This window comes from Enterococcus sp. M-BR2 (assembly GCF_056612775.1).
The window spans coordinates 88,761-108,933 of the sequence record NZ_CM152743.1; the positions used below are offsets into that span (position 1 = coordinate 88,761).

Genomic DNA, 20,173 nt, shown 5'->3' on the forward strand with positions numbered 1-20,173 from the left:
TTATTACTTGATGCAGGACAGCTTTTTCGCAACCTCTGATATACGGTGTTCAAAAGCTTGCATCTGCGGTAATAAGCCCAACCAAACGAAAAATAGGAGGAGCTATTTTTGTTTGGCTGTTCTTATTACTTGATGCAGGACAGCTTTTTCACAACCTCTTACCAGATTCGCACTCTTTTTTCTGGCGCTAGATACATAGCATCTTGTTCCGTGACACCAAATGTTTCATAGAATTCGTCAAGGTTTTTGGGTTGCACATTTGCTCGGAGTTTAGCAGGGGCATGAACATCGATTTGCAGTAAAAGTTGTTGGTATTCTTTTTTTGCTTTTGTACGCCAAATCGTTGCCCAATTGACAAAGAATTCTTCGATAGAAAGATCTGATTCTGTTTTTGCTGCTTCCAATGCACAGCTTAGACCGCCTGCATCCGCAATGTTTTCTGAAACGGTTAATTTTCCGTTTACTTTTCCGTCAGCAAAAGGCAGGCCATCGAATTCTTCGATCATTGCTTGTGCTTTGTTTTGGAATTGTGCAAGATCTTCTTCTGTCCACCAATTGTTCAAGTTGCCATATTCATCAAACAAAGCGCCGTTGTTATCAAATGCATGGGAAATCTCATGAGCGATAACAGCTCCGATTCCCCCGTAATTAGCAGAGATTGATTGTTCTAGACTGTAAAATGGCGCTTGAAGGATGGCTGCCGGAAAAACGATCACATTCCGGAATGGATGGTAATAAGCATTGACTGTATCAGCGCTCATTTCCCATTCTGAACGATCCACTGGTTTATTCCATTTGCTGAAACGATCTTTCAATGTGAGTTTGCTGAAAGCAAGGGTGTTTGAAAGCAAAGTACCACCTTGATCTGCAGGCACTGTTTTGAATTGGTCGAATAGTGCTGGGATCTTATCGGGGTAACCGACTTGGATACCTAAGTTATTTAATTTTATGACGGCTTTTTCTTTTGTTGCATCCCCAAGCCAGTCATTTTCTTCTAGCCGTTTTTTATAAACGGCAATCATTTTTTTCACCATTTGCTCTACATCTTTTTTAGCAGCTTCGCCGAAATATTTTTTCCCGTAGTAATCACCAACGACTTGATCAAATTGACCAGAAGCAAGGTAATAAGCTGCTTTTTTCTGAGGCATTGCTTCGTCTGTTCCAGACAATACGCGAGAATAGATTCCGCTGACTTGGCGGAATTTTTCTGATAGATACCCACTAAGAGAACGTACTGTTTTAATGATCATCCAGCTTTTGAATAAGGGAAAATGAGCTTCTGTCAGGATGTCATTCAAATGATCAAAGTACACTGGATCAGTGACAATCACTTTATCTGGGGTTGTCCCAATCAAACTAGTGACAAGTTTTTTCAAGTCAAGTTTATCTGTGTATTGAATAAATGTGTCAAAAGATTGCGGATTATACATTTTGCTGTAATCTGCGTTTTCTTCTGCACTTTTTACATGAGGAGCAATCAATTTATCAAATTGCACTGCTTGTTCTGTGATTGCTTCTGCCTGACTTTTTTCTTTGCCAGCAAGCTCCAATAATTGAACTGCCATATCAAAGAAAACGCCCATTAGTTGTGCACCGTTAGGATGTTCTGGTGCATAATACGTCTTATCTGGAAGAAATAAAGAAGGCGGATAAGCAAAGAAGGCATTCGTCTGTGCATTCTTCATATCAGCATCTACATCTAGATTAAATGGCAATGGTAGTGTATCCAACAACCATTCCGGGAATTGCTCATTCAATTCGTCGAAAGACTGCAATGATTCAACTTTCTCGATTACAGGCTGAAGTGGTTGAGCATGCAACTCATTTCTTCGGTCATAATCGTTTGCCAATTGATAATAAGCAAGGAAATGTTTCATTTTTTCTGAAGATACTTTTTCTGGATGGGCAAGCAGATCGTCTGTTTCTCCCATCAAAAGTTGGTCGATTCCGTCAACTAAGTCTTGGAAACCGCCTGTAGCTGGTTTATCTGCAGGGATTTTTGCTGTTTTTTGCCATTCTTCATTGACTGCTTCATAGAAATCTTGTTTCAATCGTTCTTTGTTCATTCATCGATCGCTCCTTTTTTGTTTCGTGTGCCCATTATCTTACAAAATGAAGGAATTAACAAATAGAACATAAAAAAATTTGAAAATTCGGACAATCAAACTGATTTGTTTTTTTCAATCGTTCACTTATAATGAAAAAAAGGAGGCGATCCCAACTGAAACAAGTAGTGGATAAACCTTTCTATTTTAAAATAGATAAAAAAATCAAAAAATTAGCCAGCACCCAGCAACTACAGTCAAAAAAAAGCGAACGGCTTTTTTTAGCACTGATTTTTGAAGATCAAAGTTATGTGATCATCGATCAATCAGGACATCCGACAGAATATTCTCCAGCAGAATATACCTATCAAGAGGGCATTTCTCGTAGCCAATGGAGACTGCTCAATGAAGCACCAATCGAGTTCTCTCAATGGATCAACGGAAAAGAAGAGGTGCCTGTTTTGATCGAAGAAAAAAGGTCAGGAAAAGAACTCGTAAATTGTTGGGTGGGATTGCCAGAAGAACGTTTTTTAAGATATAAGAAATGGGCTACTCCTTCAGGTTATCTTTGCGGGACTTATGCGGCGGCGGTTTTACTTGCCTACTATCAAGACTATCGTAAAGAGTGGATGCTTCCCCTAGAGATCCGCAAGAAAAACACGTCTAACTCGATGGCATTGACAAAGGCGTTGCGTAGCCAAATCCAACCACTAGGCCTTCCTACGATCCCTTTTCAAGTCAGTACAGGGATTTCTAGTTTTTTAAAGAAGAATGGCAATCACGAGCGTGCACGAGCAACTCTTCTAGGTTCATGGCAGCGAGCCACAAAACGTATACGTGAAGGCAAGCCTGTGATGATTGGAATCCTGAAAGTACTTGGTAGTACTTACGGCAATCATTGGGTGACGGCGTATGCTTATTTTGAAACTGAAACAGGGGAACGTTATTACAAAGTACACGACAATTGGGGGGACTACCATAAAGTTATTCCTGCCAGTTGGAGTAACGGAACAGTTTCACTTCCTTAAGAATTTGCTGAAATTAACAGAAAATCTTGGGAAAATATGTTAAACTATCGAAGAATAGAGAAGTTTTGGGGAGGACTACATGAGTAATAAGTATCAGGATGACACGTTGAAGATTTTTAGTTTGAATGGGAATCGTCCATTAGCTGAAAAAATCGCGAAAGTGTTTGGAACAGAATTAGGTAAAAGCGTCGTGAAGCAATTTAGTGATGGGGAGATTTCCATCAATATTGAAGAAAGTATCCGTGGGGATCACGTGTACATCGTTCAATCAACGAATGCACCTGTCAATGACTATTACATGGAACTGCTGATTATGATTGATGCAATGAAGCGAGCAAGTGCGAAAACGATCAATGTCGTATTGCCTTACTATGGGTATGCTAGACAAGACCGCACGGCGAAACCTCATGAACCGATCACTGCGAAATTGATTGCTAACTTGATCGAAGAAGCAGGGGCAACTCGAGTACTGACTTTAGATCTGCACACGGTTCAAGTACAAGGATTCTTTGATATTCCTGTAGATAATTTATTTACGATGCCATTGTTTGCTCATTATTACCGTCAATTAGGTCTGATGGGAGATGACATCGTAGTTGTGTCGCCAAAAAACAGCGGCGTTCAGCGTGCACGTAGTCTTTCAGAATATTTGAACAGTACATTAGCCATCGTAGACCATGCAGATGATGCTTCAACGGAGGGTGGTTATGTGATTGGTGATGTTCAAGGAAAGACATGTATCATGGTAGATGATATCTTGAACACCGGAGCAACGCTTGCACGAGCAGCAAATGTGTTAAAAGAAAACGGCGCAAAAGAAGTATATGCCTGTGCGTCACATGGATTATTGTCCGATCATGCGAAAAGCATTTTAGACAATGCACCAATCAAAGATATTTGTATCACTGATTCTGTTTTCACAGAAGAAAATCGTCATCCAGAAAACTTAACGATCGTGACATGTTCAGAATTAATGGGTGAAGCGGTCAAACGCATCCATGAAAATACACCGATGAGTCCGTTATTCCGTCTGGAAGAAAAAGAATTCGAATAAGAAAAAAGACAAAAAACGAGAAGATTAATTAGCAACGAGAAGAAAGACTGCACCTTATTTTGGGCAGTCTTTTTTTCGCTACACTAAGTGCCTTCTAGGTAAAAGTAATCTCTTCTTTGGTATATTCGCTGTTTTATGCTAGAATGTGCCTAGCGATAATTTGGAAGGGATGAATGAAGTGAAAACTATTTATTTGGATCATGCGGCAACTACCCCCATGCATCCGCAAGTAATTGAAGCGATGACGGCGATCATGCAAGAAACGTTTGGTAATCCTTCAAGCATACATGGGTTTGGCCGCCACGCGCATGAAAAAATGGAAACAGCAAGACAAATCATTGCAGATAGTCTGCAAGCAAAACCTCATGAGATCATCTTTAATAGTGGGGGAACAGAAGGGGATAATACAGCTATCTTAGAAACAGCGTTCTCGCGTCAAAAAGAAGGCAGACATCTAATCACTACAGCTATCGAACATCCTGCTGTTCTTAATACCATGAAATATTTAGAAACAAAGGGGTTTGACGTTACATATCTGCCTGTAGATGAAAAAGGAAATCTGTCGATCGAAGAGATCAAAAAAGCGTTGCGAGAAGATACGATCTTGGTCTCTGTGATGTACGGGAACAATGAAATCGGAAATTTGATGCCAATCAAAGAAATCGGTGAACTTTTAGCGGATCATCCAGCTTATTTCCATACAGATGCGGTACAAGCTTATGGAAACCAAACGATCCATCCAGAAGAATTAGGGATCGATTTATTAAGTATCTCTGCTCATAAAATCAATGGACCAAAAGGCGTCGGTTTCTTATATAAACGAGACGGAGTAAATATCCCTGCCTTGCTTTTAGGTGGCGAGCAGGAAGAAAAGCGGCGTGCAGGTACAGAAAACTTAGCAGGAATCTGGGGAATGGCAAAAGCAGTTGAACTGCTATCACCTGAAGAACGTGAAGCACGTAACAACAAATATCAAGGATTCCAACAATTGATTCTTGATACATTAGAAGCAAACGAAATCCCTTATCAAGTAAATGGTGATTTAACGAATAAACTCCCTCATGTGTTGAATCTTCGCTTGATTGGCGAAGCAAATGATTTGCTACTGATGAAGCTTGATCTGAACGGAATCGCTATTTCTACTGGTTCGGCTTGTACAGCAGGGAACATCGAACCTTCTCACGTATTAGAAGCGATGTATGGAGAAGATACGCCGATACTAAAAGAATCCATTCGTATCAGCTTTGGATTAGATAATACTGAAGAAGACATCCATTATTTCCTTGATCAATTAGTTCGTGCTGTCAAAAAATAACTAATAAAGTCATTCTGATGTGGACGGATGTCTGAGAGAACGCCTTCATTTTTTAGGGAACTTAACTGAAAAACCTAGTAAAAATCAGGATAAACTTTTATAATAAAGAGAAACTAATTTTATCGAGGTGAAAATCATGGCATTTGAAACAACAGCAACTGTACTTGGCGCACCAATCAGCTATCGTTTGCATCCTGATGCAAAAAGATATACATTGCGCGATAATGGGTTTACAGAAACAAACGGAGGCAATTATCAATTGATCCGACCATTAGATGCAACGCCGCAAAGCAAAGAAGGCTTCAAACTGAAAATCACTGTATCAAAAGATATCCAAACATTGAAAATGTCGATCACTACAGCAAACGGACTGAAAGCAGTCAATATTTTCAAAGATCCAAAACAGAAAATGAGTCAAGATAAATTCTATTTTTTGATGGATGGGATGATCAGTCGAGGGTTATTCGAAAAAGTCGAATAACCTGTGGATATAAAAAGACAACTAGTTTTGAAACGGCCTAATCGTTAGATCTCTAACTTTGAAAGGACGACACAAAATAGTTGTCTTTTTTATTTTTTCTGCTGTAAATCAGACTCTCGTCCACTCATCAATGGATTTTCCATGTTTATCCACTATTTCCAACCAACTATTTGTTCCGGCAAAGTACAACAGCAAGCTTGCCTCATTCACACTTTTTACGATGATATCTTCGATCGTGGTTGTGCCTGAAATCTTGTCTTTATAATCATCTCGTAGCTTTTGCCCATATTTTGCAGCATAACCTAATGAGCCGTCTTTATTTAAAGGAGGATCTTTGACGAGCGTCGCGCCTGCTTTGATCAGCAATTCATTTCGTTTGATCCAGTAAAGCGTTGCTTGACTTCCCCTGAAATCGACGGTAAAAGGAATCTCACTGACTTCTTTTGACCAGCGATGACGAGCTTTTGCTGGTTTTTTCTTCGTATCTTCAGCGGCAGATGGCACGGAAGAATCGATTGGATAACCAAATGTACTTAGTATAGCAGCAATCTTCTCTTGGTGTTCTGCCATTTTCTTTCTAGCCGTTTCAGGAATCGAAGGGAACGATTCTTTGGCTATTGTAAGACCAGCTTTTTCTGCTTGTTCAGTTAGCATGTAGATCATATAATCGGCTTCTATATCCCAAGGAAGCTGGATCATGATGACGGTATCGATTGTTTCTGGTTGGACTGTTTTCCCAATTGCTGTACACACCTTTTGATGATAAAAGAGATAAAAAGCATTTTCTGGAAGCTTAGGTAGTTTGTGGCTGATCCAGATCGTACCTTGTGTCTGTTCAAGTACGATTTTGATTTCTTCAGGGGTAAGAGTGGTCTGAAAGTTGATTTTCATGACTGATGCTCTCCTAGTTTTTTCTTAGTTTAGCATGATTGCTGATTTTTTTCTGCTAATTTTACTTTTTTACCAAAACTGAAAATATATAACGATGGTATTTGAACAAACAGCTAGGTTTCAAGGAAATAATCAAGTATAATTCTAGCTACGTAAGGACGATAAGTCTTAGAAGAAGTGGGGGAAGGATATGGGAGAAGAAAAGGAGCCGGTTTTACATTGGCGTAAAAATATCAACTTGTTTTTGACAGGTCAGTTTTTATCTGGAATCACGAGTATGATCGTGCAATATGCAATCATTTGGTATCTGACGAAAGAAACAGGTTCAGCAACAATCTTGAGCTTTGCTACGTTATTAGGTATGATCCCAATGGTTTTGCTGAGTCCGTTTGCTGGTCCGTTGGTGGATCGTTGGGACAAAAAGCGATTGTTGATTTTGACAGATATCATTGTCGCGTTGTTTGCAATGGTCTTGGTAGTAGTCGGTACGATTTCTGACACATTTCCGTTGTGGCTAGTGTTTGTATCGTTGTTCATTCGTGCAATTGCTCAAACTTTCCAGATGCCGACGATCCAATCGATCCTTCCTACGATGGTCCCAGAAGAAGAGCTGACACGTATCAATGGACAGCTAGGCATGGTCCAGTCAGCGAATTTTATCATTGCGCCTGCAATAGGTGCATTTTTATTTACAGTGATACCTATCAATTGGCTGATTTTGCTTGATGTGCTAGGCGCGGTATTTGGTGTGGGATTACTTGTTTTTGTGACGATCCCTAAGGTTATTTCGCAAGGAGAAACCATTCATTTGTTGACAGATACAAAATTTGGTATGAAAAAATTGTACGAGAATAAAGGTCTTTGGCATATCATGCTCAACGGTGCTGTGTTCACGTTATTGTTTATGCCAGCTGCCAGTCTGTATCCGTTGATGACGATGGGCTATTTTGGTCAAAATGTAGGACAGGCGGGTCTTGTCGAAGTAGTCTATTCAGTAGGAATGCTTGCAGGTGGAGCGGTGATTGGCTTTTTTGGAAAATGGAAAGACCGGATGAAGCCGATTTTCATGGCTTATGTAGTCGTAGGTACCACGATTGGGGCTAGTGGATTGTTGCCGGGGACAACACAGGGATTCTTTTATTTTCTTTTACTGAATGCCGGGGCAGGTTTTGCCACACCTTATTTCAATACCTTACTGATGGCGATCATCCAACAGAGTTATGAACCGAACGTTTTAGGACGAGTCTTAGGTGTATTCAACTCATTAATGACTTTGCCAGGGCCGATTGGCTTAATATTTGCCGGCCCCTTGACAGATAAGATTGGTGTTGAAAAGATGTTTCTGATTGCGGGAATTGGTACGCTTTTATGTGGAATCGTTTTATTTTTGACACCCGTTGCTCGAAATTATGATAAAGAATTACAGAAAAAACTGGTGAAAGAACACCGTGAACAAGAAAACGAATAGAAAAGGAGCGGTGATAAAAATTTTCTTCCTACTTGAAATCAAGTGGTTTTTTCACAGCTTTTTTAGATGTTATGAGTTGCTCCGATCAGCAATTTTGTTTACTCTAAGGAAAAGGGAGGCAGGAGAAACATGAATTATTTTACGAGTGATATGCACTTTTTTCATGAGCGTTTACTAGGAGAAAATGACTTTGCTCCGCGACTCTTTGCAAATGTAGATGAGATGAACCAACAGTTGGTCACCAGCTGGAATGCAGTAGTAAAAGAAACGGATCACGTCTATCATCTAGGTGATCTTGCCATGCATCCGCAGTATGAAAAAGCAAATGCAGACATCTTAGAATTAGTCAGTCAACTGCAAGGAACGATCCACTTGATCAAAGGGAATCATGACAGTCGTGCGTTCTTCCGTTATTTAGAAAAAAACGATCCTGGACTTTCTGATGGCAGTCCCAAATTTTATTTTTATGACGTAGGTGCTATCGTGAAGTTCGATCATCAGCAATATTACTTGACGCATTATCCAATGTTACTCGGACCTAACGACACCATTCGAAACCTTCACGGGCATATCCATCATTATAGTGTACCCATTGAAAATGTCGTCAATGTAGGCGTAGACGCACCAGAAAGAGACCTTCTAAAAGAAAAACTGCCATTCGGTACGCCGTTATCCGAAAAGCAAATCAAAGAAATATATGAAGCAAAGAGGTCGTGAAAAAGCTGCCCTGCATCAAGTGATAAGAACAGGCAATCAAAAACAGCTTCTCGTGTTTTTGATTGGGTAGGACTTGTCCCCACAAATACAAGCTTTTGAGCCTGCTGCCCAATTCTGTGCCATAAGGATCAAAATAGAAAAACAGTTCGCTGCATGTTATAAAAGAATTGAAGTACCTGATTTTCAAAAATAGGATAAAAAGTCGTCCCTTTTTGGCGCGGCTTTTTATCCTATTTTTTAGTAATACAGTCATATGTTGTAAGGAGGAACTACAAAATACAGTACACGAATTTCCCTTGATCATTAACTGCTTTTCTGACCGTGGCAGTACCATCATTCAATTTCCTAACATCATTATCTATATTAGTGGAATAGACGATCAGGGTGTTTTCTTTTGTGTATCGGTTTAGCCAGTCAATCGCATAATCCACTGACTGATTCACGCCGATATGATAGAAATAATTCCCATAAATCGCTTTTGCTTCGTCCGTCATCGTGAAATCATGATTGAAGCCATAACCATTCCTGACAGAAGCAGCAGTTGTGAATGAACCATGGATCCTTAGATAAGAGGCGTGGCGATAGGTACCATTCTCTAATTTTATCAACGCATGATAATTATTGTAAAAATAATACCAGCTTGGTGTAGCTCGATTATAAGAAACATCTGCATTGAAAGGATTCGGTCGCGTCATTTCATATTTGTCATAGATACTGAGGTTCTCTGTATAGTCAAATCTTTGCTGAGTGAAGGCAGGCGGTGTATGGACGACTTGGTTGATCTGATAAGGATTGACTGGATGTTTTTTCTTCGTGATTTTTGTAAAAGAAGGATTATATCTTAAGTGATTGTTGTCAGTAGAGATATTGTTAGAATAAACGATCTCCAACGAACATTGGGTATAGGTATTGATCCAGTTCATCACATAGTTCGGAACATCATGATCTTCGATCGTCTCTGGAATAAGCGGGATATTCCTGTCAGAAAATTTGGCTCTTGCTTCGTCTGTTAAAAGAAAACGGGTGAACATATCGAATTCTACGACGATCGTTCCAGAATGATTACGCCCGAAAGTAAGACGTGTACTTGCATAAGGTCTCCCGTTATTTTTGTCCGTGGCGATGAAATAATAATCATTCCTTAAGGTGTATGAGTTGGAACCGCGGCTAAAAATGAAATCTTCGCCATCTATAGGAGTGCCGGCGTTCGACCATCGTATGTTTTCTGCGTAATCTTTATAATTTACGAAAAAAGGATTGATTTTTTCGACTTTATCGGATTTTTTTATATCATTTGGAGTTACACCCATTCCGTTAATAAAATCTGTTCTTTCTAAATCAATACCTTGGAAACTAGGATCATTTTCATTAGTTAGCTCATCGATTCTACCATCAGGTGTTGCGTTCATATATGCAGCCCAGATAAGGGAAGAGCAATACCAGTCATTTCTAGTGGATGAGCGATCCCGTCCCATTATATCTCCCCATACACTATACTGTTTACCTAATTGTCCACGCATAAATGAGATGGCTGCATTTCTTTGTGCTGTTGTCCCTGCTGGAACTCTTAAAATAGTTGAATCAGTATAATCGAATCGTTCATCATCCAAGACACCGTAAACAACGCCTCCAGCTTTTGTTTCAAGTATAGGACTATAATCAGTTGCTTCGATAGTTCGGATATATGTGAAGGTCTCTGGTTTTCCATTGATGCTATGTGTCTCTTCATAAATGCCTTCTACGATCATCACATGATGAAGAAATACTGGAGTGATTCCAGCCCTTTTCCGTTCGAAAATGATATCTCCTGGTTGAACGATATTCATCAGATCATATTTATGATAAGTCGGTACTTTTTCAAAAGTGATATTCTCCAAAGCATTTCCGATATTAAATGACCAAAGAGGCGGGTCTTTGGATAATTGTTCGGCTTCTTTACGAATATAGTGCTCATTGACGGTGTTTAGGTAGTCACGCAATTGGTCTTCTTCGGAAATCGCGGAATTGAATGGTTGATTGTAATAATTCGAAGTGAATTCTTCAAATGTCTGATCGAAGGAAGCGTATTCATTTTTGAATTCTTCATAATACTCCTCCAATATCTGCTGGGTATCTGTATCAGCATGTACAGTCGTGATTGGGATGGCAAATGCGACGGCGAGTAAACAGGTAGTCAGAAACAATTTAATTTTTGATTTCAATGTAATCCCTCTTGTTTTATGCTAGAATAATAACATATGAATAAGTATGATGATAGCTTGAAAATAAAATGTATAAGTTATTTAATCTAGGCGTATATTGCACATAACACCAAAGAGTAAAATCAGCTATATCGATGATTGAGAACTGTTATCTTTAATGAAATAATTAGCATTTAACTTAAGTTTTACGAATAAAATCAAAGACGTTATATTTTATTTGGGGTTAGATAGTCTACAGAAGATACAATTTCTTGGTAGGGATGAGTATTGAACAGACGTGTTGATTTGTATATCTGTTTGTTTTGTTTCGTTATTATATTTTTTATTTGTTTATTTTTAAATAACAAATTTCTAGATTTTTTGTTTAGAGTTTTTTTGAAGATAGACAAGTATCAATCAATTAGAAAGGAGATGTGTGGATGTTACCACTAAAAAGTAAGACGTGTACGATCATTTCAATAATTTTGCTAGTGCTTTGCATCATCATGACTAGTTTTTATCCTTCGACAAAATATGGAAACTATACAATTCTTGTATCAATAATGTTTTGTAATTGGTTATTTGGTGGGATAAGCCTTGTTTTTTCGTCAAAAATCAATTCTAAGTGCTTAAAAGCATGTGTCATTTTATTAAATTTGATATGTATTTTTGGTTGGATCATTTTTGATTGATGAAAAACGACAGAACCTTTCTGTTGTGAGGAAAAGATGTTTAAAATCACGAGAAGAGAAGAAAATAAAGTTAAATAGAATCGGTTTGTATATAGCTATATTTTTGTCACTTAGTTGTTTCATTGGTATCTATTCTTACTATATAAATAGTCTCTAAAATAGAGTTTTAATGTGAGATATTAAGTCTTTATTCTTTGAGCAAAATAAATCTTGTATAAGCAATTTGATAAAAAACGACATGTATGAATACTTTGATGAAAAGGAGATGTGTGGATGTTACCACTAAAAAGTAAGACGTGTACGATCATTTCAATAAGCTTGTTGTCAATTTGTTTCATTTCAGCTAGTTTTTATTTTCATCCTTCTATAGAAAATAATCTTCAGTTTTTAGTGTCCATAATATTTTGTTGTTGGAGCACTGGTGGTTTGAGTTTGGTTTTTTCGACAAAAATCAATTCTAAAAGGTTAAAAATGCTAGTTATCCTACTTGATTTGATTGGTATTTATAGTTGGGTGATTTATGCTATGTAAATTGTTCTGTTTTAGTTTGTTGTTTCAATAAAAAACGAAAATGAGGGGAAATAAATGAAATTAGATGTCAATTTGATCGGTTTATGTGTATCTATGTTACTGTCTGGCTGGTGTCTCGGGATAGCTCATTTCTATTACGGAAATAGCCCTCAAGGAGTATATATGTTACTTATGATGATTTTTCCAGGATTAACAGGACTATATTTTTCTACAAAAGTCAAGTCTGTAAGAATGAGATGGTTCCTGATAATACTAAATTATCTAATAGCTACCCATCTTACTATGATGCAATTTTATGGTCATTTATTAAGATAGCCATGTATCAATCGGAAAGGAGATTTGTGAATGTTACCATTAAAAAGTAAGACGTGTACAATCATTTCAATAAGTCTGCTAGTGCTTTGTATAGCTTTGACTATTTTTTTCCCTTCAATAAATTATAACGACGATGGGACTCGTATACGAATAATGTTTTGTATTTGGTTATTTGGTGGGTTAAGCCTGGTTTTTTCAACAAAAATCAATTCTAAATGTTTAAAAGCGATTGTTATAGTATCGAATTTGATATGTATCTTTAACTGGATCATTTTTGGTTGGTAAAAAATGGCGGAACGTTTCTGTTGTAAGAAAAAGAGGATTAAAAACAAAAGGAGAAAAAATGAAACTAACTATCAATTTGGTCGGGTTATGTATATCTATGTTACTGTCTGGCGGGTGTCTAGGGGTGGCTCATTTCTATTATGGAAATAGTCTTCAAAGTGCAGCTTTAATGATTTTCATATCCTTCCCCGGCTTAGCAGGTCTTTATTTTTCGACAAAGATCAAATCTGCGAAGGTAAGATGGATGTTGTTAGTTATCAATTATCTATTTGCTACATATTTTAATGTTTTCCAATTTCTATTTATTTTGTTTCAAACTTTTTGAAGTCAGCAACGAAGCAAACAATTAAAAAGGAGCGAGTTGAATGTTATCAATAGAAAGTAAGAAAAGTAAGAGGGTATCGGTGGTTCTGTTAGTCTTCTGTATGATTTTGCTCAGCAGTCATTTGTATATTCGTCATGAAGTGATAGGGTTTCTGATCATTCAGTATTCATGTTGGATTTTAAGTGGTATCAGTCTAGCTTTTACAAGAAGAATGGATTCCATAAAAGTAAAATGGCTAGTGATTGCTCTTCATTTTCTTTTGATTTGCGGATTAGGGCTGTTTTACATCATTGGGTGGTTAAGTTTATCTAGGTTGGATTTGTTGCTAGGATGTGTGTTGTATATTGGTTTAGTAGAAATATTAGAATATAAACAGAAAGAAAAAGCATTTTTTTTGTTCGGTCTAGGTCTACCGATGTTGATATCGATCAGTTTACTTATTTGGATCCATTATCTATTGGCTTTCTATTTAAATACCGACAGGATGTGGGCAATCATCGCTTTGTTGCTTTTCATAATGATTTCCGGCTTGATGGGTCTCTATTTCTCTACAAAACTTGAGGATAATCGAATAAAGTGGCTACTTTTAGGAATGAATTATCTATTTGCTACTTATTACAATGTTGTTCTTTTGTTTTTCTTATGAATCGAAACTGCCGTTCCTCTTTTGATCATGAGAATCACTGGAGTATGAAGATAGCGCTGTTTTTTCCCTATGATAGGTTATGTATTCGAACGCTGATAATTAAGGGATGAAATTTTCAGAAATATGACGTATAATGTAAAATACTGAAAAGTTGCGACCTTCAACTCGTAGATGTTTCAGAATCTAATTGAAATGATGGTGATATCATGACAGACAACAGCCAAACACGCGTTGTCGTAGGGATGAGCGGCGGTGTCGACTCATCTGTAACAGCACTTTTATTAAAGGAACAAGGATACGACGTGATCGGGATCTTCATGAAAAATTGGGATGATACGGACGAAAACGGCGTATGTACGGCCACGGAAGATTATAAGGATGTAGCGAAAGTAGCTGCTCAAATCGGGATTCCTTATTATTCTGTGAATTTCGAAAAAGAATATTGGGACCGTGTATTTGAATATTTCCTAGCCGAATACCGCGCAGGACGTACACCTAACCCAGACGTGATGTGTAACAAAGAAATCAAATTCAAAGCATTCTTGGACTATGCAATGGATCTTGGTGCTGATTATGTAGCTACTGGACATTATGCGCAAGTCACTCGCGATGAAAACGGTGTGGTCCATATGCTTCGCGGAGTAGACAACAATAAAGATCAAACTTACTTCCTTAGTCAATTATCACAAGAACAGCTTTCAAAAACGATGTTCCCTCTAGGCGGTATGGAAAAATCAGAAGTGCGGGCAATTGCTGAACGCGCAGGCCTTGCGACTGCTAAGAAAAAAGATTCAACAGGAATCTGCTTTATTGGTGAAAAGAACTTCAAACAATTTTTGAGCAACTATCTACCAGCGAAAAAAGGCAGTATGGTCACTCTTGACGGTGAAGTCAAAGGGCAACATGCTGGTTTGATGTACTATACGATCGGTCAACGTCAAGGCCTAGGAATCGGTGGCGGAGGAGATTCGCAAGAACCTTGGTTTGTCGTAGGGAAAGATTTAGCGACGAACACATTATACGTGGGTCAAGGGTTCCACCATCCTGCACTGTACGCCACAAGCTTGGATGCAAGTGAAATCCACTTTACGACGAATGAACCAATGCCAAAAGAATTCAAGTGCACAGCGAAATTCCGTTACCGTCAACAAGATGTTCCTGTGACAGTTCGCTTATTGGATGATAACCGTGCAGAAGTCGTATTCGACGAACCTGTACGTGCCATCACTCCTGGACAAGCAGTTGTATTTTATGACGGAATGGAATGTCTAGGTGGCGGTTTGATCGACCACGCATACCAAGAAACAAAAGTTTTACAATACGTTTAAGCGATATGAAATGAATCAAAACAGCTATGGCTAACAAAAGAAACACCTTTTCTTTTGGACAGCATAGCTGTTTTTTTGCAATAAAATTAATTTTTATTCATTTTACGCTTGTAATTTTAGTGGAAACAGTCCATAATATCCAATAATATGAATAAAGTTGCTTTTGGTAAGCAAGAGCAGATGCAAAATAAAGGAAATATTTTGCAGGTGGTTTGTTCAATTTTATAAGTGAAGGTGATGGAAATGGAAAAGAAATCGACAGGTATTAGTAAGTGGGGTCTGGTTGCTCTCGTTGTCAGTTCGTCAATCGGAAGCGGTGTGTTTGGAATCACGAGTGATCTGGCTAGTTCTGCCGCCCCTGGACCAGCAATCCTTTCATGGATAATCGTCGGGATTGGTATTTTAGCTTTGGTATTATCGCTGAACTATTTAGGAGAAAAACGTCCAGATCTGGATGGCGGGATTTTTGGGTATGCAGAAGCTTCATTTGGTAAGTTAGGTGGCTTCATTAGTGGCTGGGGCTATTGGTTGTCTGCGTGGCTAGGAAATGTTGCTTTTGCGACGATGCTAATGAGTGCCATGGGAGAATTTTTTCCGATATTCAAAGGGGGACAAAATGTTCCTTCTATTTTATTCGCAAGTCTTTTTATTTGGGGTCTGACTTTATTAGTAAACAATGGGATCGAAGGAGCGAGCGTAATCAATACGATCGTGACGATTTGTAAATTAGTGCCATTATTCCTATTTTTAATATTTGTATTTATCGCATTTAAAGTGAATATATTCACTACTAATTTTTGGGGCAACGTATCTGATAATCTAGTGAACGGATCAGGACAGCAAGGAACGATCTGGTTGCAGATCAAAGGTTGTTTGATGGTCATGATGTGGGTCTTTGTAGGGATCGAAGGTGCAAGTGTTTTAGCTAACCGCGCGAAGAAACGTTCAGAAGCCCAGCAAGCATCCATCATGGGGCTGCTTTGTTTATTATTTATCTATATCCTTGCTTCGATCTTGCCATACGGTGTCTTATCTCAAGAAGAGTTAGCAACTATTTCACAACCTGCTATGGCAAATATTTTAAAAGGAATCGTGGGAAATTGGGGAGCGGCACTGATCAATATCGGCTTGATCATTTCGATCATCGGTTCTTGGTTGTCTTGGACGATGCTCCCAGCAGAAACAACGATGTTGATGGCTCGAGACGGTCTGTTGCCGAAAGCTTGGGGAAAAACGAATAAAAAAAATGCCCCAACTTATTCGTTAGTTGTTACTGCCATCTTGACTAATCTATTCTTATTGACTTTCTTAGTTACTGATTATGCCTATCAATTTGCCTATTCTTTATGTACAGCGGCAATCTTGATTTGTTATCTGCTTGTCGGAATCTATCAAGTCCAGTTTTCTTTAAAAGAAGGAATCAAAAAACAAGTAGTGATCGGTGGGATTGCTGTAGTTTTTGAATTGATGGGAATCACTTTAGCAGGATTTTCTTATGTCCTTTTATGTAGTATTGCCTATCTTCCTGGTTTTTGCTTCTACTGGATCGCTTGTCGGGAAACCAACCATCAAATCACGGGAAAAGAAAAAGTAATGATTGGGCTGATTTGTGTGGCCGCACTGCTTTCAATCGGGTTGCTTACTGTAGGCTGGATCAAGATATAAGGGGGAAAGAAACATGGAAATCGCAAATTTCGGTGTGGAAGAATGGCTAAATAAATGGGAGAAGAAAGCGGTATATGATATTGCACAAAGTTCGATCGAAGCATTGACATTAGACGAACTCGTTGGCTTAGACGGGACCAACGTAAGTGAATTTTTCGAAAAACGCAAAAATGAACCATTGGACTATGGCTGGATCGAAGGATCAGATGCGTTCAAACAAGAAGTCGCTTCGCTTTATCAAACCGTCGATCCAGAAAACATCTTACAAACGAACGGAGCGACTGGTGCTAATCTTTTAGCTCTATACGCGTTAGTGGAAGCAGGAGACCATGTTGTTTCGATGCTTCCCACTTATCAGCAACTATATGACATCCCTAAATCTTTAGGTGCCACTGTTGACTTTGTTCATTTGAAGGAAGAAGAAGATTGGCAGTTTGATTTAGAACAGCTAGAAGCCTTAGTCAAACCTGAAACAAAAATCATCTGTTTGAATAGTGCAAACAATCCTACAGGCACATTGCTAGATCGGAAAACTTTAGAAAAAATCGCAGAAATTGCTCGTACAGTAGATGCATATGTATTGATAGATGAAGTATATGCGCCTTTAACGGATAAAGGTGAATTCTTGTCGATCGTAGATGTCTATGAGAAAGGTATAGCAACCAATTCCCTATCCAAAACCTACTCCATTCCAGGTATCCGTATTGGCTGGACAGCTACTGGACCTGAGTTGGCAGAGGTTTTTCGAAAATATCGAGACTACACGATGATTTGCGGCGGAGTCCTGTCAGATGATCTTGCTGTACATGCATTGAAGAACAAAGAAAAAATCTTGGAGCGAAACCAAAAGATCATTACTGAGAACCTTGCGATTTTAAAACAGTGGGTAGCAAATGAACCGAAAGTTGAACTCGTCGCTCCCAATTACGTCTCTACTTCTTTCATCAAATTAACCATCGAAGAAGATGATCAGACATTTTGTATCAATTTATTAGAAGAAACAGGAGTACTATTAGTACCAGGAAGTGCCTTTGATTTACCGAAGCATGCCCGACTAGGTTACTGTTGTAAAAAAGAAACCTTGGAAAAGGGATTATCCCTTTTATCTGAATTCTTGAAAAAACAGGCCTAAACAAAAACACTGCAAGGACAGTCTGTGACAACTGTTCAAGCAGTGTTTTTCATTTACGCTTATTGTCTATGAGAAGGAGAGTGCCCTGAAGATATGGAGACTCCTGAAGCTTTTTCTTCTGCAGTTTCTTGCTGATGGATCTCTTGTGTATTGTGTCGTACAAGCAAGAAGTTGACTAAAACAAGAAGAGAAGTCGAAAGAAAGACGCCACGATAACCAAATGCACTGGAAACACTGGAGCCAATCATAGGTCCTACTACGTTACCAGTTGCTTGGAAAGATTGGTTATAACTGAAGATCCGTCCAGCAGCTTGATGAGGCGAATATTTTGTGATCAATGCTTGGACAGCAGGGAGCAGACAAGCATCAGAGATACCAATCAAAAAACGTAAGGCAGCTAATTGCCAAACATTCGTGACGAATGCCATTGGGATATAAACCAAAATCGCAAAACCCAAACCAATCGCAAGTATTCTTTCACTCCCAATTTTGTCACCTAAGCGACCAAATCTTGGAGCGGCTATCAAAGTAGCAATTCCAGGTATCGAAGCGATGATTCCGCTGATCAATGTAACATTCCCATGTCCATGCAGCAATTGACGAATGTACAGACTGATGATTGGACTGATGGAATTGTTGGATGCTTGGATGATCATCGTTGTGACGAACATACCGATGACGACGTGTGGATATTTCAAGTCTTTGAAAATCTGTTTGGCAGAAACCATGTTTTCTTTTTTCACTGGGACAAATTTTTCATGGACGAAAAACAGACTCAACAAGAAGACGAAAAATAAGATGATCCCTGTAATGAAAAAGGTAGGGCGATAGCCAAACGCTGAAGCAGAGATCCCGCCAAGAAGCGGTCCAAGTAATGTTCCTGTAACAGAACCAGTTGCTAAGGTCCCAAGAACTTGACCACTTTTTTCTTTTGGCGTCCCAGTTGCGACAAGGGCAGTGGCATTACTGATATAACCAGAAAAAATCCCTTGAAGCAGACGCAATGCGACTAATTGATACACACTAGTCACGCAGCCCATCAAAGAAATGACGATTGCCATTCCTAATGAAGCACGCAACAGCATCAATTTTCTTCCTTTTTGGTCGGCTAATTTCCCCCACCAAGGAGAGATCAGCGTAGTCACTAAGAAAGTAGATGAAAAAGTCAATCCGCTCCAAAAGTTCAATTGTGCCGTACTATAATTACCTAACGTATCTATGTAAAGTGACATAAAAGGCATGACTAAACTAAATCCGATACCAGCCATAAATGTTCCAAACCATAAGACAAACAAGTTCTGTTCCCAAGTTTCTCTTTTCCTAAATAATTTTTCCTTTATTCTTGCAGCCAATTAGACTCCTTCTTTCTGAAAATTTTCATCTACAACTCTTTATTATAAACTACATTATGTAGTTTATCAATGAAAGTCTCTTTTTTCTCGTTCTTTTTCGTGGTAAACTGAAAGAGTGAAGGATTTATTTTATGAGAGGAAACATGGAAATGAAAAAAAGAAATCTGTCTCAAGAGAAAATCATCGACTGCTTTCGAGAACTAGCAGAAGAGATGGATGTTCAGCAAATAACCTTTCAGCATTTAGCAAAACGCTTGGATATCAAGGCTCCCTCGCTGTATAACCATTTCAAAAATATTCGTGATGTCAAAACAGCGTTAACAGCAAAACTTCTGCAGGAACTTAATGACCAGCTGCGTCGGGCTCTTGTGGGGAAAAGTGGTCAGGAAGCACTGCAGATCTATGCAGAAACTTATCGATCCTTTGCTTTTTCGAATCAAGCAGTGTATGAGTTGCTGATCAGTGTGCCCCACACCAATGAAGCAGTTTTATTAGAGGGAATCCATGAAACGAACCAGATCATTTTGCAGATCTTTGAGGCTTTTCAATTAACGAAAGAAGAAAAAGTCCACCGAAGCAGAGAATTACGTAGTATGATCCACGGCTATCTTTCCTTGCGTTTTTTAGGATACTTTACAAAAGAACCGACAATCGATCCAGAGGACAGCTATTTTTGGATGATCAATGACTTTATCGCTACTTTGCCTTAAACAATCAGATTCA

At 38.7% G+C, this 20,173-nt stretch carries 15 protein-coding genes; 11 read left to right on the top strand and 4 right to left on the bottom strand.

Annotated features, from left to right (window positions below; all coding sequences use genetic code 11):
- Window positions 1-158: 158 nt before the first annotated feature.
- A complete protein-coding gene (locus tag AC1F25_RS00415) occupies window positions 159-2,066 on the bottom strand; it encodes a M13 family metallopeptidase (RefSeq protein ID WP_479994161.1) in 1,908 nt (635 codons plus the stop codon).
- Between the two features lie 131 nt (window positions 2,067-2,197).
- Between AC1F25_RS00415 and AC1F25_RS00420 the strand changes: the two genes are divergently transcribed.
- From AC1F25_RS00420 to AC1F25_RS00435, 4 genes are all read left to right on the top strand, one after another.
- Entirely contained in the window at window positions 2,198-3,073 is an 876-nt protein-coding gene (locus AC1F25_RS00420) for a hypothetical protein (protein ID WP_002308207.1), read from the top strand.
- 79 nt (window positions 3,074-3,152) lie between these two features.
- Entirely contained in the window at window positions 3,153-4,127 is a 975-nt protein-coding gene (locus AC1F25_RS00425) for a ribose-phosphate diphosphokinase (RefSeq protein ID WP_002308208.1), read from the top strand.
- Window positions 4,128-4,296: 169 nt separating this feature from the next.
- A complete protein-coding gene (locus AC1F25_RS00430) occupies window positions 4,297-5,442 on the top strand; it encodes a cysteine desulfurase family protein (protein ID WP_002308210.1) in 1,146 nt (381 codons plus the stop codon).
- A 136-nt stretch (window positions 5,443-5,578) separates the two neighbouring features.
- Window positions 5,579-5,923: a DUF1831 domain-containing protein gene (locus tag AC1F25_RS00435; protein WP_002286736.1), complete on the top strand. Its 345-nt coding sequence runs from the start codon at window positions 5,579-5,581 to the stop codon at window positions 5,921-5,923.
- A gap of 108 nt (window positions 5,924-6,031) precedes the next feature.
- On the opposite strand, the gene AC1F25_RS00440 is transcribed toward AC1F25_RS00435, so the two are convergent.
- Window positions 6,032-6,814, bottom strand: coding sequence for a hypothetical protein (locus AC1F25_RS00440; RefSeq protein ID WP_479994162.1), 783 nt, complete (start codon window positions 6,812-6,814; stop codon window positions 6,032-6,034).
- Window positions 6,815-7,004: 190 nt separating this feature from the next.
- Between AC1F25_RS00440 and AC1F25_RS00445 the strand changes: the two genes are divergently transcribed.
- Window positions 7,005-8,282 (top strand): MFS transporter, encoded by a 1,278-nt coding sequence (locus AC1F25_RS00445; protein ID WP_151668672.1) that lies wholly within the window; start codon window positions 7,005-7,007, stop codon window positions 8,280-8,282.
- A 129-nt stretch (window positions 8,283-8,411) separates the two neighbouring features.
- A complete protein-coding gene (locus AC1F25_RS00450) occupies window positions 8,412-8,999 on the top strand; it encodes a metallophosphatase (RefSeq protein ID WP_479994163.1) in 588 nt (195 codons plus the stop codon).
- 269 nt (window positions 9,000-9,268) lie between these two features.
- Here AC1F25_RS00450 and AC1F25_RS00455 read toward each other — a convergent pair whose 3' ends face one another.
- Window positions 9,269-11,200, bottom strand: a complete 1,932-nt coding sequence (locus AC1F25_RS00455; protein ID WP_087063608.1) for a YiiX/YebB-like N1pC/P60 family cysteine hydrolase — start codon at window positions 11,198-11,200, stop codon at window positions 9,269-9,271.
- A 2,167-nt stretch (window positions 11,201-13,367) separates the two neighbouring features.
- Between AC1F25_RS00455 and AC1F25_RS00460 the strand changes: the two genes are divergently transcribed.
- From AC1F25_RS00460 to AC1F25_RS00475, 4 genes are all read left to right on the top strand, one after another.
- The gene (locus tag AC1F25_RS00460) at window positions 13,368-13,973 is read left to right on the top strand and encodes a hypothetical protein (protein ID WP_002308223.1); all 606 of its coding nucleotides are present in this window, start codon (window positions 13,368-13,370) and stop codon (window positions 13,971-13,973) included.
- A gap of 206 nt (window positions 13,974-14,179) precedes the next feature.
- Window positions 14,180-15,301 carry a tRNA 2-thiouridine(34) synthase MnmA gene (gene mnmA / locus AC1F25_RS00465; protein ID WP_151669028.1) on the top strand — a complete coding sequence of 374 codons (1,122 nt, stop codon included), beginning with the start codon at window positions 14,180-14,182 and terminating at the stop codon, window positions 15,299-15,301.
- 243 nt (window positions 15,302-15,544) lie between these two features.
- On the top strand, window positions 15,545-16,966 hold the full coding sequence (gene arcD, locus AC1F25_RS00470) for an arginine-ornithine antiporter (protein WP_479994164.1): 1,422 nt from the start codon (window positions 15,545-15,547) through the stop codon (window positions 16,964-16,966).
- Window positions 16,967-16,979: 13 nt separating this feature from the next.
- Window positions 16,980-18,098, top strand: a complete 1,119-nt coding sequence (locus tag AC1F25_RS00475) for an aminotransferase (protein WP_002308226.1) — start codon at window positions 16,980-16,982, stop codon at window positions 18,096-18,098.
- Window positions 18,099-18,157: 59 nt separating this feature from the next.
- Here AC1F25_RS00475 and AC1F25_RS00480 read toward each other — a convergent pair whose 3' ends face one another.
- The gene (locus tag AC1F25_RS00480; protein WP_002308227.1) at window positions 18,158-19,450 is read right to left on the bottom strand and encodes a multidrug efflux MFS transporter; all 1,293 of its coding nucleotides are present in this window, start codon (window positions 19,448-19,450) and stop codon (window positions 18,158-18,160) included.
- A gap of 149 nt (window positions 19,451-19,599) precedes the next feature.
- Between AC1F25_RS00480 and AC1F25_RS00485 the strand changes: the two genes are divergently transcribed.
- On the top strand, window positions 19,600-20,160 hold the full coding sequence (locus tag AC1F25_RS00485; RefSeq protein WP_002325115.1) for a TetR/AcrR family transcriptional regulator: 561 nt from the start codon (window positions 19,600-19,602) through the stop codon (window positions 20,158-20,160).
- Window positions 20,161-20,173: the final 13 nt, after the last annotated feature.